This window comes from Hansschlegelia zhihuaiae (assembly GCF_004103825.1).
In the GTDB taxonomy this organism is placed as follows: domain Bacteria; phylum Pseudomonadota; class Alphaproteobacteria; order Rhizobiales; family Methylopilaceae; genus Methylopila; species Methylopila zhihuaiae.
Window position 1 is genome coordinate 61,671 of the sequence record NZ_RYFI01000011.1, and the last position, 16,227, is coordinate 77,897.

Sequence of the window (16,227 nt, forward strand, 5' to 3'; positions counted from 1 at the left end):
ATATTCGAGTCGTCCGCATGCTGCCACCCCTGCGCCTGCCCCTAGAGAGTCGAGCCGAACTTGTTGAGTGGCTGAACAAGCACGGCTTCACCCGGTTCGTGACCCTCGCGACGAACGACCCCTCTCTATCGTCCGTGGCTGAAGCCGTTCGGGCCTCGACGCCCGGCGCCGATCGTCTCACGACGCTGGTGCGAAGGTGGGACGCTCACATGAACCGAGCGGTCGTCGGGCCGAAATGGGCAAAAGGCATCTACCGGTGCGATCGTCTGTTCGCCTGCTACTTCCTAGAGAAGCCGGAGGCAAACCCCCACTGGCATGCGCTGGTGCGGATCGATGATCAGAATCCCGCCCGGCGTTCGGCCAAGCTCTCGCGTTTCGACGAACTCGTAGACGTGAAGTGGAAGGAGTTGATCAGCTCGGGATCCACTGATGTTCAGCCTATCGCAGACCGCCTCAGGGTCACAGACTATGTTGCGAAGGAGCTAGGAAACCCGCTATCATATGAACGCATGATCGTTGCAGACCAGTTTAGTCGGTGACGTCGCGTCCATGATCAACTGCATCCGACCCGTTTGCTGAGCTACGGGGGCGCGCGACAGATCAGGTTTTTCCGAAGGGGCCATTGTCGCGGGGACGCCTGCGGCAATGGCAAAGCTCACCCTCAAGAGACCTTCTTCACCAGACATACCCTAGATCGGACATAGAAGCCCACGGGCGGGCGTTGAGAGGGGGGCGCGTAGCGCGACCCGACGACGAACGACCGCCGCCCGAAGGGCGGAACCCTTTTTACTGACGCTGCGCCGCGGGAGAAGCAGGTGACTCTGTTCAACATCGAGGTCTTCGACGCCCTGCTCGACGCGGGCATCTCGGAGGACAAGGCGAAAGCCGTGGCGGTCGCGTTGACGCCCCAGCCGCCCGGCTCGTCACACCAGCCGATCATCGGCGATTTCGCTGTCTACGACAGCCTGCGCGCTGCGGGCGTTTCCGATGAGAAAGCGAGAGCCTGCGCGATCAGTTGCCCCACGGCCCAAGGGCGCTGACGTTCGCTCTTACCCTTCTGCCGATGCATTAGAACGCCGGAGCGCGCATCCAGCAAAGGAGTGGCGCCCGGCGACTCAGCGGGCGCCGCTGGTGGCGTTTTCGACGTCGAGAGCTACCCATGCAGCTCCGCGCCGCGGCGGCTGCTGGTGACCTTCTGAGCGACCGCCTCAATCGGTGAGCGCGAGACCCGACCATTTCAAGTGCGCGGCGAGAGACTGCGGACTTGGCGTGAGCGCCTGCGCGGCGGGCCTGGTAATCGGCCTGCCGGCGAAATCCGCGTAGGTTGTCCCCCTCAACGCGTCGGCGATGACCACGAAGCCGTTGGGGTCCACGGCAAGGAGCCCGAGATCGAAGAGATTATGGAGGTCAGCGCGAAGTAGGAGGCCGTTACGGGGGTCATTCGACGCGGTGCCGGTGTAACGCGCGATGTGCGCCGCCTCGAGCGCCTCAGGGGCGTCACAGCCGCTGATGGCGCACTTCCCCTCGTAGGCCTCCAACAGTCTCGCCCGAAAGACCGGCTGTCCCCGGCGTCGGACCACCTCGGCGACGCGTCGTTCGCGTTGGTCGGTCAGCGCGGCCAGATCGAACTCGTCGACGTCTTCTCCGGCTAGCGCCGTGCGCATCTCCATGGCGCCGCGGTCGCCCTCGTAGCTCGTCAGTTCGAACAAGCCGGCGTCCCAGCCGATCACACTGGCCAGACCAAGCAGGTCATACGCCACCCCAGGCTTGGGCTTGTTCTGGATGAGAACGCCCACGGGCACGCCGTCAGCCATGCATTGCATCAAGCCCCGGTTCGTTGCTTCTCGATCGCGCTGGCCCGGGTCTGGGTTCTCCTGGAAATAGCGGAACGTCCAAGAACCATCATCATGACGCTCGAGGGGCCGGTCGTCGTAGGGGCCACCTAACGTCTGGCGCACGGTGAGAGCATAGTCCGGATAGCCCGAGGGCCACTTCGGCTTGTAGATCCCCTTCGCCTTCGTCACGAGGCGAACACCGAGTTCGGGAAACGCGTTGTCCATCTCCGACCACGAGACGCTTCGGCCCGAATTCGCCGCCAGCCATGTCAGAGCGCCGCGGTGGACGTCACTGACATCTAGATGTTCAAGCATTGCGTTCCCTACAGTTGCCCGACCTGGCACCGTAAGCGGCAAATCACTTAACTCTAGGGGCTCACGTGCTGAACGTGTCCCTACCACCTAACACGTCGAGCGACCCCACAAGTGTGTCTGGCCTATGTCGCCTGAGGAAGATGAGAATGTAGCCTCAGGTCCAAAACCCGACCGGCCCGCCGCAGAGACACTCAATGACCAGCTCCGAAATTTCCCAGCCAACCCTTTGGGTCATCTACCGTGCTGGCGAACTTGCGATCGCTCGCGAGTCGATCTCAGCAGGCCCTGAGGCCGACTATCCGATAGCAGACGCGCCGGGTGATCGCATGGTGGTAGGAGTTCTGCACTTAGTTCGCCAGCGACTGGAAGAACGTGGCCTAGTTTTGCTGACCAAGGACGTCATAGATACCAGACATGGAGCAATCGAGTTTTGGGGCAATCAACACCTTCGTGCTCCGAACTTGCTCTCAGATAAAAAACGAGCGCTACAGCTCTGATGTCGTCCTAATTGAATAACTCAGACCTCCTCCTCGAGCAATGTTTCCGCTCGTTCAGCAATCATGCGACGCAAATTTGCTCGACCTTCCCGATTATTTAAATACTGAACATATCGAAGATGACGCAGGTCGAAGGGGATATCTGCTTGATTTTGAGTAATCAATATTACATCTCGTCCAAGTGTGTGCGCGATACCGATTTCGTAGAAAACGTTTGGATTTCTATTTGTGCAATCGGCAACAACAATCCTGGAGCGGTCGATTAGTGACACTATGTCTTGAATGATCTCAGGTGCCTCCCAGATCTCGTCCGCTCGACGACACCGTAAGTTCAAAGGCTCAAGCGCGTTACGGACCGAAGTGTAGACCTGCCGAAATTCAGCATCAAATGGCATCATCACTGAAACAAGAGATCGCTCTGTGGGTTGCAGTTGAGGTATACGAAAAACCGTTGGCTGCTGACGGGGTGCGCGAGCATGTCTTAATAGGGCACGGAAAAGACTAACATCTTTGACAGCCCAATGATTTCGATTGAACTCAAAATCTTCTGGCATATCAAATTCTAAGCGATTACGGTATATGTCAGCATTTCGGATGGGTGGTATAGTCTCGTCGATCGCATAATCGAACAATATCTGACGACCTGAAATTCTTGCGCGCTGAATATTTCCTACGTGCGCGGGCTGATCTCCACGCCCCTCAACCATAAAGAGGCAGGGATATCTAATTAACTCATCGAGATCTGGCTCACCTCCATCTCTAAATTGATCAAGAAGGCGATCGTCCGTGTATTCAAACATCCGATCGAGAGATATTGAAGCATTTCGCCGCGGCCAACGGCCAATCATAATCAGATTGAACATCGTAGTCCTTACTAGAAATCGCTTTTATATTTGATTTGATGAATTTCAGCGTAACAGGTGCGACAGATCAAGACCAGGGTAGGCTATCGCGTCGATCATCAAGCTTCGCTGCTGGATCGTCCGCGGCTTTTCGTTGCCGTATTTGCCGGTCATAGTTGCCTTGCCATGCCCATAGAGCGGCGCAAACTCGAGGTCGTCGAAACCGGCTAGGCGTAGCGCATCGCTGACTGTGTGACGGAAGGAGTAGAGCGAAAGTTTTGACGAGGGCCCCGCAGCAGTCTTGACGCCGATGTCGGCGAGCAGCCGCGAGAACTCCCGCGACAGGTCTGGGACCCACTGGCGGCTGTTACGCTGCGCGAAGGGGAAGACACGGCGCTCGCCGGCCCTTTTCAACTCATGCACGTAGTCGAGAAAGCCCAGTCGCTCGAGAACGGGATGGACGGGCACTACACGGTGAGATCCTTCGGTCTTGAGCGTCTTCTCCTCGTCGTTCTCGGTCGTGATGTGCATGATCCATCGGTCGTGGCTGATGCGCACGTCTTCCAAGAGAAGCTGAGCCAGTTCACCGGGTCGCGCCCCGCTGAAGAGCATGACGAGCGGGATCCAATATCTATGATCCCGTATCAAGTAGGTGCCGGGTCGCCTGATCGACTCGGCGCTCTCGGCGCCCGTGAACAGCGGCGACGCGAAGATCTTGGGCAGGTCGGCGATCGGAAACGGCTTGCCGGGTTTCTTTTTGACCGTCACCTGCATCCTCGAGATCGGGGACGCTTCGAGATCGGCGCGCACCAACAGCCAGTCGCAGAAGGCGCCGAGGCTGGACAGGTAGCGGTTGACCGTCCGGCCCGTGATGACCGGCTTCCCCACGATCTTGTTAAGCTCCACGATCTCCCGCATGGGTTTGTCCCTGAAGTCCGCGATCTCCGCGGCCTTCACGGGGTAGAGCATCAGCAGACGCTTCCACTCGGCGCACGCGGTCCGGGTGATAGCTCGGACAGAGGATCGCGGCGGCAGGATCGAGGCGAAAAGCCTGACCGCCATACGGCTCTGGTTGAGCGTGTCGGACGTGATCCCTCGAGGGTTTTCCTGCGCGTAGGCCTCGAACATCTCCATGACCGTCTCACCCCGACGGGCGATAGCCACCGGTGCCACGGCGACCATCTTGTCCGTGACGGTATCGCTCCAATCGCCTGCGTCACGGGCCGCAGCCGCCTTCAGGCCCGCGAGTTCGCCACGTAGGACGTAATGGGTGATGTCCTGCTCGGTCTCCGACCCCGGCTCCACGACGAGGCCGCGCTCCGCGATGGCATCCGCGACCGACTGACGGACCCCTCCGCCGGCGTAGTTCGCGAGGTCGACTTCAAGTTCGGCGATCCTCTCGGCACGGTGTTCCTTAGCGTGCTCCACCGCTCGCTCGACCAGCTCCATGATCCGCCACGCCTCTAGGCTTTCGGGCCCGTGCGTCTTCTCCAGCTCCCGCCAAACGGCGCTGAGATCCGCGTCGGTCGGCGGCTTTTTCAGTAGCGCCCGATGAAGATCCAGCTCCGACCTGAATGCCGAGTGCGCGATGTCTTGAAGTTCCGCCTCCGACAGCTCCGTCGCCTTAACCTCCGCGCGCTTGGCCTCGAATTCGGCATAGATCAGACCGAGAGCACGGGGTGCCCGTCGCTTTGCTTCTGCGGGCTCCTTCGTCCGCAGACTGATGAGTTTCTCCATCAGCGGCGTCCCTTTCGAGGTCTTCATGTGGCGCTGAAGGTCGACAGGGACCGTCACGCGGACGTAGTAGGTCGTGCCGCGCCGGATGATATTGGTGCTGAGGCTCATGCGTCGATCTCAAGGACAACCCGGTAACAGTCCCCGTAACAGTTCCGTATGTGTTACGTCTAGATCATCCCTCAGGTTCTAGGTCTTCTCGGTAGAACGATCTGTCGGGTTAAAATCCTCCCGCCCCAGCCAATCAAATTAAGCCATTGATATGACTTACTTTTCACCCAGGGCTGCGGACATGCCCGCGCAGCTGTCCGGCTGTTCTGGCCAGCGCCTGCATCGCTCATGGATCTAGGCGTTTCGCAGCCTCAGCGCGTTGCCGATCACGCTGACCGAGGACAGCGCCATGGCGGCGGCGGCGACGACCGGAGAGAGCAGCAAGCCGAAGATCGGGTAGAGCACGCCGGCGGCCAGCGGGATCCCGGCGGCGTTGTAGACGAAGGCGAGCACGAGATTCTGCCGGATGTTCGACATCGTCGCCTTCGACAGCGCCCGCGCCTGAGCGATCCCCTTCAGGTCGCCGCGCACCAGCGTCACCCCGGCGCTCTCGATCGCCACGTCCGCGCCGGCGCCCATGGCGATGCCGACATCGGCGGCTGCAAGCGCGGGCGCGTCGTTCACGCCGTCGCCGGCCATCGCCACCACGCGGCCCTCGCGCTTCAGAGTCTCGACGACCTCGTGCTTGCGCTCGGGCAGCACGTCGGCGTGGACTTCGTCGATGCCGAGACGTCTCGCGACGGCTTCTGCCGTCGTGCGGTTATCGCCCGTCAGCATGACGACGCGCAGGCCCGATCCCTTCAGCTCCCGGATCGCCTCTTCGGCGCCGGCCTTCACCGGGTCGGCGATGGCGAGCACGCCTGCAGGTCGCCCGTCGACCGCGACGAACACCGCCGTCGCGCCGTCGCGGCGCAACTCGTCCGCGGGGCCGGATAAAGCGGACAGGTCGACGCCCTCGGCCTCGAGGAAGCCCGCATTGCCGACCGCGATCTCCTTCCCCTCGACCCGGCCGGACACGCCCTTACCGCTCGGCGCCGCGAAGTCCGAAACGACAGGCAGGTCGAGGCCGCGGTCCTTTCCGGCCGCGACGATCGCTGCGCCCAGCGGATGCTCGGAGGACCGCTCGACCGCCGCCGCGAGCCTGACGAGATCGTCTTCCCCGAAGCCCGCGACGGGCTCGACGGCCGTGACGGAGGGCTTGCCCTCGGTCAGCGTCCCCGTCTTGTCGACCAAGACCGTGTCGACCTTCTCAAGCCGCTCAAGCGCCTCGGCGTCGCGGATCAGCACGCCCATCCTTGCGCCCTTGCCGACCCCGACCATGATGGACATCGGCGTCGCGAGCCCGAGCGCGCAGGGGCAGGCGATGATGAGGACCGAGACAGCGGCGACGAGGCCATAGGCGTAGGACGGCGCTGGCCCGAAGGCGGCCCAGGCCGCGAATGCGAGGACGGCCACGGCGATCACGGCCGGAACGAACCACCCCGAAACGGCGTCGGCGAGCCTCTGGATCGGCGCGCGCGAGCGCTGGGCTGAGGAGACCATCTGGACGATCCGGGCGAGCGTCGTGTCCTTGCCGACCTCGGTCGCCCTGACCGTCAGGCCGCCCGACTGGTTGACCGTCCCGCCGACCACGCGATCGCCGACAGCCTTGGAGACCGGCATAGACTCGCCCGTGACCATCGACTCGTCCACCGCCGAACGGCCGTCCGTGACCTCGCCGTCGACCGCGACCTTCTCGCCGGGCCGCACGCGGATCAGGTCGCCGACCGCAATGTCGTCGATCGCGACCTCCTCGTCGGAACCGTCCGCGCGGACGCGGCGCGCGGTCTTCGGCGCGAGGCCTATCAGCGCGCGGATGGCGCCGGAGGTCCGGTCGCGGGCGCGCAGTTCGAGGACCTGTCCCAGCAGGACGAGGACGGTGATGACCGCAGCAGCCTCGAAATAGACCGCCACGGCCCCATCCGCGCCGCGGAAGGCGTGCGGGAAGACGCCGGGCGCGAGCAGCGCCGCGACGCTGTAGGCGTAGGCCACGCCCACGCCCATCGCGATCAGCGTGAACATGTTGAGGTTGCGGGTGACGACCGACGCCCAGCCGCGGGCGAAGAACGGCGCGCCGGCCCACAGCACGACGGGCGTCGCGAGGGCGAACTGGATCCATGCCGAGACGCCCGGCGGAACGAGGTGGTGGACCGCCGGGAAGAGGTGCGCGCCCATCTCCAGCAGGAAGACCGGAATGGTCAAAGCGAGACCGATCCAGAACCGCCGCGTCATGTCGGCCAGCTCTTGGTTCGGCTGCTCCTCGGCCGTGCCGGTCTCCGGCTCGAGAGCCATCCCGCAGATCGGGCAGGAGCCAGGCCCGATCTGGCGGATCTCGGGGTGCATCGGACAGGTGAAAATTGTTCCCTCAGGCGCAGCGGCGTGATCGTCCTTGCGGCCCTCGAGATACTTTGCCGGATCGGCCTCGAATTTGGTCTTGCAGCCGGCCGAGCAGAAATAGTGAGAACCGCCGCCCGCCTCCGAGCGGTGCTTCGCGGTCGCGACCTCGACGGTCATCCCGCAGACCGGATCGACCGCCGTCCCTTCGTCGCCGCCACGGCTGTGGTCGTGGCCCCCATTCCCCTGGGCGCCGTGGGCTTGGTTCTGTTGCGCGTGCTTGCCATGGCCACCAGAGCCACCGCAGCAGGATCCGGTGTTCGCGCCGCCGTGACGGTGCGTGTCCATGCTTGGCTCCCGTCGTTCCCATACCCTAAGTGGGTATCAATCCGCTCTTGCCCGACACGTCCCAGTTCGGTCGCCATGGCGACGTGGCAGGCGTCGCCGCGGCAGCAGGACGACTTGCGAACCGGGCCGGCCCATGCGACCGGCGCGGTCGTCGGGCGCGACCGGGCGGAGACGCGAGCGCGGCGGCATCCGCGCACTCCCGAGGACATCAACCAGCTCCGCCACCTCCTGGCGCCGCCGGTCCTTGTCTCCCGAGCGGATCGCGTTCTCTACGCAATGGTCGACGTGGCCCTTCAAGAGCTTCCGTCAGGCGCCGTATGTCGGCTTATATACCCTGCAGGGGTATGCTTGGCAACCCTTGGACCGTCAGATCATGCGGCGACCGAGGCCGGCGGGATGGCGACCCGCGCGCCCGCGCGAGCAGCGCCGTTGGCTGAAGGCCGGCGACGAGATCGTCTCGAGCCTGGCCTGGAGGGCCTCGGGAGTCGCGGTTCAGGCTGGCCTGAAGCTGGCTTGGCGATCCGCGAAAACCTTACGGCCGGCCTGCGCCTCTGTTGCCGGGATAGCCTCGCTCCTCCAGCGACATGCTCCGCTTGACATGACGCCGAGCCCCCTATGCGATCCGCGCCCGAAGCGCCGTCGGGACGAAGAGCGTGAGTCGAACGGAAATGACCGGGACGGCGATGGCCGACGATATCAGATACCGCTTGCTCGTCGAAGCGGTCGCGGACTACGCGATCTATATGATCAGCCCTCAGGGCGTCGTCACCAGTTGGAACTCGGGCGCGCGCCGCCTGAAAGGCTATGCGGCGGACGAGATCCTCGGCCAGAACTTCGCGACATTCTACACCGATGAGGACCGCGCCGGCGGGCTTCCGCAGCGCGTCCTGGCGGCGGCCACGAACGAGGGGCGCTTCGAGGGGGAGGGCTGGCGCGTCCGCAAGGACGGCAGTCGGTTCTGGGCGCATGTCATCGTCGACCGCATCCTTGACGAGGACGGCGTTTTCATCGGGTTCGCCAAGATCACGCGCGACCTCACCGAGCGCCGCAGGTCCGAGGAGGCGCTGAAGCGCAGCGAAGAGCGCTTTCGCCTACTGGTGCAGGGCGTCACCGACTACGCGATCTATATGCTCGACCCCGACGGCCGGGTGACCAACTGGAACTTCGGCGCCGAGAGGATCAAGGGATACCTGCCGCAGGAGATCATCGGAGAGCACTTCTCTCGATTCTACACCGAGGAAGATCGCGCGGCGGGACTTCCCCAGATCGGGCTGGAGACCGCGCTCAGGGACGGTCGCTTCGAGAAGGAAGGGTGGCGGGTCCGCAAGGACGGCAAGCGCTTCTGGGCGAACGTCGTCATCGACCCGATCCGCAACGAGCAGGGCGAACTGCTCGGCTTCGCGAAGATCACGCGCGACATCACCGAGCGGCGCGAGACGCAGAAGGCCCTCGAGCAGGCTCGCGAGGCGTTCTTCCAGGCCCAGAAGATGGAGGCCATCGGCCAACTGACCGGCGGCGTCGCGCACGACTTCAACAATCTGCTGATGGCGATCTTGGGCAGCCTGGACCTGCTTCGGAAGAGGCTGCCGCAGGAGCCTCGGACCGACCGGCTGCTGGATAACGCCATGCACGCCGCGCAGCGCGGCGCCTCGCTGACCCAGCGAATGCTCGCTTTCGCCCGGCGCCAGGAGCTCAAGACCGAACCGGTGGACGCGGCCCGGCTCGTCGAAAGCATGAACGACCTGCTCGGCCGCTCGCTCGGCGGCGCGATCACCGTCGAGACGCGCTTTCCGAGCGGCCTTCGTCCGGTGACCGCCGATCCCGCGCAGCTCGAGCTCGCGCTGCTCAACCTGGCGGTCAACGCCCGCGACGCGATGCCGAACGGCGGCGAGATCGTCATATCGGGCGTTGAGAGGGTCGTGACGGTTCAGGGGCCCAGGCTCGCTCCCGGGCGTTACCTCTGCATCTCCGTGAGCGACACGGGAGAGGGCATGGACGAGGAGACGCTCGCCCGCGCCATCGAGCCCTTCTTCACGACCAAGGGCGTCGGCAAGGGAACCGGCCTCGGATTGTCCATGGCGCAGGGGACGGCCGAACAGCTCGGCGGCGAGCTCGTTCTGACGAGCGCGAAAGGCGTTGGGACGACCGTCGAGCTCTGGCTGCCCGAGGCCATCGAGAAGGCGCCCGCTCCGGCTCCGGCGCCCGCGGCGAGCCCGCCGCCGGTCCCCTCGCCGGTCGGCGGACTGACCATCCTGCTCGTGGACGACGACGCGCTGGTGCTCGTGAGCACCGCCGAGATGCTGGAGGACCTTGGCCATCAGGTGCTGATAGCCAGCTCCAGCGAAGCGGCTCTCGCCTTGCTCTCCACCGACCGCCAGGTGGATCTCGTGATCACAGATCACGCCATGCCCGAGATGACCGGCCTGGAGCTGGCGGAAATCGTCAAGGCGACGCGGCCGACCCTCCCCATCATCCTTGCGAGCGGCTTCGCCGAGCTGCCCAAGATCGTGAAGGCTGACGTCTACAAGCTCGCAAAGCCGTTCAGCCAGGACGCGCTGAACAGGGCGATCGCAGATGCGTTCGCCCAGCGAGCCTTCTGATCTGCTTCACCCGTTGAACGGTCTTGGCCCCCGTGTGGCATCGGCACTAAACCGGGCACGAATTCAGCGAGCTTCGCAGCGACCACCGGCACCGTGCTCGCGCTCGGCGCGACAGGTCAGATCTCGATCAATGTCAGCCAGACCGCGACGCTTTATGGCGACATCACCGGCTATTTCGCGCCGCAGATCCAGGTCTATATGAACTATGACGGCACGGCCTACGCGGTGATGACACGAATTCTGGCGACGTCAAAGCTTGGCACTGGATCATATATGATCGAGACCGATCGAAACCTTCAACTTTGTTCGGTTCACGTCAATATCGACGGCGGATACTATTATGCATCGGCATATCCGTCCGGCAACAACATCTACGTCCAGACATGGGCGATCACCAACGGCTCGCCTGTAGCCACGGATCTGTACCACAATGTCTCGGCCAAATGCTGAGGCGATCCCGGTGCTGAATACCGGGTGACGAAGCGCCGAGCTGCGCCTGAGACGAAGGGCCCGTCGGCCGATAGGCGCGACGGGCTCCTTGCGCTTCTGCTTACGCCTCGATCGCGACGCGCCTCTCCAGCCACGCGCGCGGCGCGTCGACATCCTGATGCGTGAGGGCGTGGCCCGCGGGCAGAACGCGGTGGTCCACATCAGCGCCCGCTCGGCTCAGGCTGTCGGCGAGGCGGGCGACATTCTCGGCCGGGACGATGGGGTCCAGCGCGCCCGACAGGATGAGCACGGGCTTGCCCGTGAGATCAGCGGCCGGCGTTTCGCGCAGCGGCGACATCGCGCGGAGCAATACGGCGCCCGCCAGCGCCTCCGGGCGCAGAAGGAGCGTCGCGGCCGCGATGTTGGCCCCGTTCGAGAAGCCGACCGCGATCGGCGCCGCGAGGCCATAGGCGCGGCGCGACTCCGCGACGAAATCCGCGAGGTCGTCGGCGCGCCGCCGGACGTCGGCCTCGTCGAAGACGCCCTCGCTCAGCCGCCGGAAGAAACGCGGCATTCCGCCCTCCAGCACGTTGCCGCGCGGCGAGAGCAAGGCGGCGTCGGGCGCGAGCGTGCGGCCGTGCGAGATCAGGTCGTTCTCGTCGCCGCCGGTGCCGTGCAGCAAAAGCAGCGGCGGGCGAGAGGCGTCGGTCGCGGGAACGTAACGATGCGCATGCGTGAATGTGCCGACGGCGGCCATGGCTGATCCTTTTCCGCGCTCGATCGCGAGCGCGCGACTGTGGAGGCCGGACGCCTGCGCCCTTGGGCGCAGGCGTATTCTCTGGAAGCGTCAGGCGGCCGCGCGGACGCCCGAGACGTCGGGCAGAACGGCCTCGATCCGATCGCGATGCGGCTCGAGGAGCCTCGGCAGCTTGAGCGCCTGGCCGAGCGCCTCGGCCGGCTCGTCCACGGCGAAGCCCGGTTCGTCGGTCGCGATCTCGAACAGCACGCCGCCGGGCTCGCGGAAATAGACGGACCGGAAGTAGTCGCGGTCCTTCTGCTCCGTCGTGACGAGCCCGTGATTGGCGACGAGCTTCTCGACCATCTCGGCCTGCGAGGCGTCGTCCGCCGCGCGGAACGCGACGTGATGCACCGTGCCGCCGCCGGGCCGTCCCGGCAGGAAGCCGCCGACCTCGTTGAGGTCCACGATCCCGCCGGTCTCGGCGTCGGCCTTCAGGCGGGTGACATTGCCCTCCTTGCCGACCTCCGCGAAGCCGAACACGTCGGTCAGGATCGCGGCGGTCCGCTCGGCCTTGTCGAGCATCAGCGAGACGCCGTGGAAACCGCGGATGGCGTGCTCCGCCGGAACGTCGCCGCCGGCCCAGCCGGGTTCCGCTTCCGCGCCGGGAACCGCGACCAGCGCGAGCCGCATCCCGTCCGGGTCGCGGAACGGCAGCGCGGTCTCGCCGAAGCGGGTCACGGGCGCCTCGTGGCGGACGCCCTTCTGGACGAAGCGTTCGGTCCACCAGCCGAGCGACCGCTCGGGGACGCGGAAGCTGGTCTCCTGGGTCTCGCCGACGCCGAGGCGGCCGGGCGCGACATGCGTCCACGGGAAGAAGGTCAGGATCGTTCCCGGCTGCCCGGCTTCGTCGCCGTAATAGAAGTGATACGTTCCCGGATCGTCGAAATTGACGGTCTTCTTGACCAGCCGAAGCCCCAGGACGTTCACGTAGAAATCGAGGTTGCGACGCGCATCGCCGGCGATCGCCGTTACGTGATGGATGCCGTTGCGAGCCATGCCAGCCTCCTTGTCCGTTGGCGCGGTCGCCGCGCCGTTGGGGAGAAGATTGGCCCTCCCAGACGATTTCGCACGTGGATTTTCTTGCTTCAGCGCAAACTCTGCCTTGTCACTGGCCATATCACAGCGCTTGAATGAAAGGAGAGGTGCGCACTTCCAAGGACATTGCGTTGAGCAAGCTGTTGAAAAGCCTCGCCTGGGACGATCTCAGGCTCGTCAAGGCGATCGCCGACGCCCGCGGCATGCCCGGCGCCGCCGCCGCCCTCGGATTGAACCATTCGACGGTCTTCCGTCGCCTCGGCCAGATCGAGGCCGCGGTCGGCGCGACATTGTTCGAGCGTCACCGCGCCGGCTACGTGCTGACGCCGGCCGGCGAGGAGATGGCGACGCTCGCCGGGGAGATCGACGAGAAGGTCACGGCCTTCGCCCGGCGCGTCGAGGGCCGCGAGATCTCGCCTGCGGGCGAGCTCCGCGTCGCGACCGCCGACAGCCTGCTGGTCCATTTGCTGACGCCGCTTTTCGCGCGTTTCCAGGAGGCCTGCCCCGACATCCGGCTCGACGTCGTGGTCGGAAACCCGGCGCTCAGCCTGACCAAGCGCGACGCCGACGTCGCGATCCGCGCGACCGACAAGCCGCCGGACAATCTCGTCGGCCGCCGGATCTCGCGCATCGCCTGGGCGCTCTACGGGCGCGGTTCGGATTTCCCGGACCTCGTCGGACCGCTTGCACGCCAAGATCTGCACGAGCGGAACTGGATCGCGCTCGGCGAGGAGCTCGGCGCGATGAAGGTGGTCCGGTTCGCGATCGAGACGGCGGCGCCGGGGCGGCTGCGCTACCGCGCCAACACCGTGCTCGGCCTCGCGGAGGCGATCGAGGCCGGCCTCGGGATCGGCCACCTGCCGTGCTTCGTCGGCGACGTGCGGCCGGCGCTCATTCGCCTGTCGGAGCCGATCGAGGCCTTCGCCTCGGACCTCTGGCTGCTGACGCATCCCGACCTCAGACGGTCGCCGCGCGTGCGCGCCTTCCTCGACGTCATGGGAGACGAACTGGCTCGGTCCAAGACCCTGCTCGAAGGGCGTTGGTCTGGGCCAGGCGACCGCTGAACTCGCGCCGCCCGACGCAACTGCCGCTTGCGGGAGATCGAGACTTCGAGGACGATCCTGCCGCCGACTTCGAACGCCGTAGCCGAGCTTCTGCGGCGTTCGGCAGGGGGATACCACAATGACGTTCATCGTCGCCGCCGTCCTGATCGGCGTCGTGGCGGGCCTGCGCGCCATGGCCGCGCCCGCGGCGATCAGCTGGGCCGCGCATCTCGGATGGATCGACCTGTCGGCCTCCTGGCTCGCCTTTCTGGGCTACGCCTGGACGCCCTACGTCTTCACCGCGCTCGCGCTGGTCGAGCTCGTCACCGACCAGCTGCCGTCGACGCCGAGCCGCAAGGTCCCGCCGCAGTTCGGCGCCCGGATCGTCATGGGCGCGCTCTGCGGCGCGGCGATCGGCGTCGCGGGCGGCTCGCCGATCGTCGGGCTGGTCGCCGGCGTCGTCGGGGCGATCGGCGGCACGCTCGGCGGCGCCGCGGCCCGCGCGAAGCTCGCCGCCGCCTTCGGGCGGGACCTGCCGGCGGCGCTGATCGAGGACGCGGTCGCGATCCTCGCCGCCCTGCTGATCGTCAAGAGCCTCTGATGTCCACGAGCTACGACGCCATCGTCGTCGGCGCCGGCCAGGCGGGACCGTCCATGGCGGTGCGGCTCGCGACCGCCGGCATGAGCGTCGCGATCGTCGAGCGCCATCTCGTGGGCGGGACATGCGTCAATGTCGGCTGCACCCCGACCAAGGCGATGGTCGCGAGCGCCTACGCCGCGCACCTCGCGCGCCGCGCCGGCGAACTCGGCGTGACGATCCCAGGCGGCGTCGCCGTCGACATGGCCGCTGTGAAGGCGCGCAAGGACCGGATCGCCGGGAATTCGCGCCGCAACAACGAAACCTGGCTCGAAAGTACGAACCGTCTGACGCTGATCCGCGGCCATGCGCGCTTCGTCGGTCCGGGCGAGATCGCGGTCGGCGGGGAGACGCTTACCGCGCCACGGATCTTCCTCAATGTCGGCGGGCGGGCGGCGACGCCCGACATGCCGGGGCTGTCCGAGATCGACTATCTGACGAACAGCACGATCCTCGATCTCGACGAGGTTCCGCGGCGGCTGATCGTGATCGGCGGCAGCTATATAGGGCTCGAATTCGCGCAGATGTTCCGCCGCTTCGGCGCCGAGGTCGTGGTGGTCGAGACCGCGCCGCGGATCATCGCGCGCGAGGACGAGGAGGTCTCGGCGGCGGTCCAGAAGATTCTCGAGGAGGATGGCGTCGCGTTCCGGCTCAACGCCTCCTGCATCGGCTTTGAGCGGCGCGACGGCGAGATCGCGGCGATGGTCGACTGCACCGCGGGCGCGCCCGAGGAGACCGGCTCGCATGTGCTGCTCGCCGTCGGCCGACGGCCGAACACGGACGATCTCGGCCTCGAAAGGGCCGGCGTCGAGACCGACGCGCGCGGCTACATCGTCGTCGACGACGAGTTGCAGACCAATGTCGACGGGATCTGGGCGCTCGGCGACTGCAACGGCCGCGGGGCCTTCACCCACACCGCCTATAACGACTTCGAGATCGTGGCCGCGAACCTGCTGGACGGCGACCGGCGGAGGCTCTCCGACCGCTTCCCGGTCTACGCGCTCTACACCGACCCGCCGCTCGGACGCGTCGGGATGACCGAGGCGCAGGCCCGCGCGGCCGGCAGGCGGATCAAGGTCGCGACGCGGCCCATGAGCCGCGTCGGCCGCGCGCTGGAGAAGGGCGAGTCGAAGGGCTTCATGAAGGCCGTGGTCGACGCCGACACCGACGCGATCCTCGGCGCGGCCGTCTTGGGAGTGGGCGGCGACGAGGCGATCCACGGGCTGCTCTACGCCATGCAGGGCGGCATGCGGGCCGACGTGATCCGCCGCACGACGCCGATCCACCCGACGGTCGCCGAGCTGTTCCCCACGCTGATGGGCGACCTCGCCGAGGCGTGAGCGGCGCGGCGATCCTCACTACGATCGGGAGAGGCTCCGGATGACCAGCCCCCTGCCCGTCGTCGTGGCGGTCGCGCCGAACGGCTCGTTCAAGACCAAGGCCGACCACCCGGCGACGCCGATCACGCCCGCCGACCTTGCGCGCTGCGCCGCCGAGTGCCTGGAGGCCGGCGCGGCGATGATCCACCTCCACGTCCGCGACCGGGACGGACGCCACCTGCTTGCCCCGGAGGCCTATCGAGAGGCGATCAGCGCCGTTGAGGCCGCCGTCGGCGACCAACTCGTCATCCAGATCACCTCGGAGGCCGCGGGCCGCTACGAGCCCGCCGAACAGATCGCCGCGGTGACG

The 16,227-nt window shown here is 65.9% G+C and carries 15 protein-coding genes; 9 read left to right on the top strand and 6 right to left on the bottom strand.

The features are described 5' to 3' along the window. The first annotated feature begins 17 nt into the window (after window positions 1–17). Together EK403_RS12415 and EK403_RS12420 are read left to right on the top strand one after the other, a co-directional pair. Window positions 18–539: a hypothetical protein gene (locus tag EK403_RS12415; RefSeq protein WP_128777802.1), complete on the top strand. Its 522-nt coding sequence runs from the start codon at window positions 18–20 to the stop codon at window positions 537–539. Window positions 540–815: 276 nt separating this feature from the next. Next, window positions 816–1,040, top strand: a complete 225-nt coding sequence (locus tag EK403_RS12420) for a hypothetical protein (protein WP_128777803.1) — start codon at window positions 816–818, stop codon at window positions 1,038–1,040. 168 nt (window positions 1,041–1,208) lie between these two features. Here EK403_RS12420 and EK403_RS12425 read toward each other — a convergent pair whose 3' ends face one another. Further along, window positions 1,209–2,060 carry an HNH endonuclease gene (locus tag EK403_RS12425; protein WP_206659537.1) on the bottom strand — a complete coding sequence of 284 codons (852 nt, stop codon included), beginning with the start codon at window positions 2,058–2,060 and terminating at the stop codon, window positions 1,209–1,211. A gap of 284 nt (window positions 2,061–2,344) precedes the next feature. Between EK403_RS12425 and EK403_RS12430 the strand changes: the two genes are divergently transcribed. Then, window positions 2,345–2,647, top strand: coding sequence for a hypothetical protein (locus EK403_RS12430; protein ID WP_128777805.1), 303 nt, complete (start codon window positions 2,345–2,347; stop codon window positions 2,645–2,647). A 20-nt stretch (window positions 2,648–2,667) separates the two neighbouring features. On the opposite strand, the gene EK403_RS23175 is transcribed toward EK403_RS12430, so the two are convergent. From EK403_RS23175 to EK403_RS12445, 3 genes are all read right to left on the bottom strand, one after another. Further along, window positions 2,668–3,510, bottom strand: a complete 843-nt coding sequence (locus EK403_RS23175) for a hypothetical protein (protein WP_128777806.1) — start codon at window positions 3,508–3,510, stop codon at window positions 2,668–2,670. 45 nt (window positions 3,511–3,555) lie between these two features. Further along, a complete protein-coding gene (locus tag EK403_RS12440) occupies window positions 3,556–5,334 on the bottom strand; it encodes a site-specific integrase (protein ID WP_128777807.1) in 1,779 nt (592 codons plus the stop codon). A 234-nt stretch (window positions 5,335–5,568) separates the two neighbouring features. Beyond that, window positions 5,569–7,995 (bottom strand): heavy metal translocating P-type ATPase, encoded by a 2,427-nt coding sequence (locus tag EK403_RS12445; RefSeq protein ID WP_128777808.1) that lies wholly within the window; start codon window positions 7,993–7,995, stop codon window positions 5,569–5,571. Between the two features lie 683 nt (window positions 7,996–8,678). On the opposite strand from EK403_RS12445, the gene EK403_RS12455 reads away from it, so the two are divergent. Beyond that, entirely contained in the window at window positions 8,679–10,595 is a 1,917-nt protein-coding gene (locus EK403_RS12455; RefSeq protein ID WP_245479674.1) for a hybrid sensor histidine kinase/response regulator, read from the top strand. A gap of 93 nt (window positions 10,596–10,688) precedes the next feature. Next, window positions 10,689–11,045 (top strand): hypothetical protein, encoded by a 357-nt coding sequence (locus EK403_RS12460; RefSeq protein WP_128777809.1) that lies wholly within the window; start codon window positions 10,689–10,691, stop codon window positions 11,043–11,045. Between the two features lie 100 nt (window positions 11,046–11,145). Here the strand turns inward: EK403_RS12460 and EK403_RS12465 are convergent, their stop codons facing one another. Continuing rightward, entirely contained in the window at window positions 11,146–11,781 is a 636-nt protein-coding gene (locus EK403_RS12465; protein ID WP_128777810.1) for an alpha/beta hydrolase, read from the bottom strand. Window positions 11,782–11,871: 90 nt separating this feature from the next. Beyond that, on the bottom strand, window positions 11,872–12,819 hold the full coding sequence (locus EK403_RS12470; RefSeq protein ID WP_128777811.1) for a ring-cleaving dioxygenase: 948 nt from the start codon (window positions 12,817–12,819) through the stop codon (window positions 11,872–11,874). A 170-nt stretch (window positions 12,820–12,989) separates the two neighbouring features. Between EK403_RS12470 and EK403_RS12475 the strand changes: the two genes are divergently transcribed. From EK403_RS12475 to EK403_RS12490, 4 genes are all read left to right on the top strand, one after another. Further along, a complete protein-coding gene (locus tag EK403_RS12475) occupies window positions 12,990–13,922 on the top strand; it encodes a LysR family transcriptional regulator (protein ID WP_128777812.1) in 933 nt (310 codons plus the stop codon). Between the two features lie 118 nt (window positions 13,923–14,040). Then, entirely contained in the window at window positions 14,041–14,502 is a 462-nt protein-coding gene (locus EK403_RS12480; protein WP_128777813.1) for a DUF4126 family protein, read from the top strand. Beyond that, window positions 14,502–15,878 carry an FAD-containing oxidoreductase gene (locus EK403_RS12485; protein ID WP_128777814.1) on the top strand — a complete coding sequence of 459 codons (1,377 nt, stop codon included), beginning with the start codon at window positions 14,502–14,504 and terminating at the stop codon, window positions 15,876–15,878. Before EK403_RS12480 ends, EK403_RS12485 begins: the two co-directional genes overlap by 1 nt. A gap of 40 nt (window positions 15,879–15,918) precedes the next feature. After that, window positions 15,919–16,227, top strand: a 309-nt coding sequence (locus EK403_RS12490) for a 3-keto-5-aminohexanoate cleavage protein (protein WP_164919586.1), incomplete at its 3' end; no start/stop codon positions are given.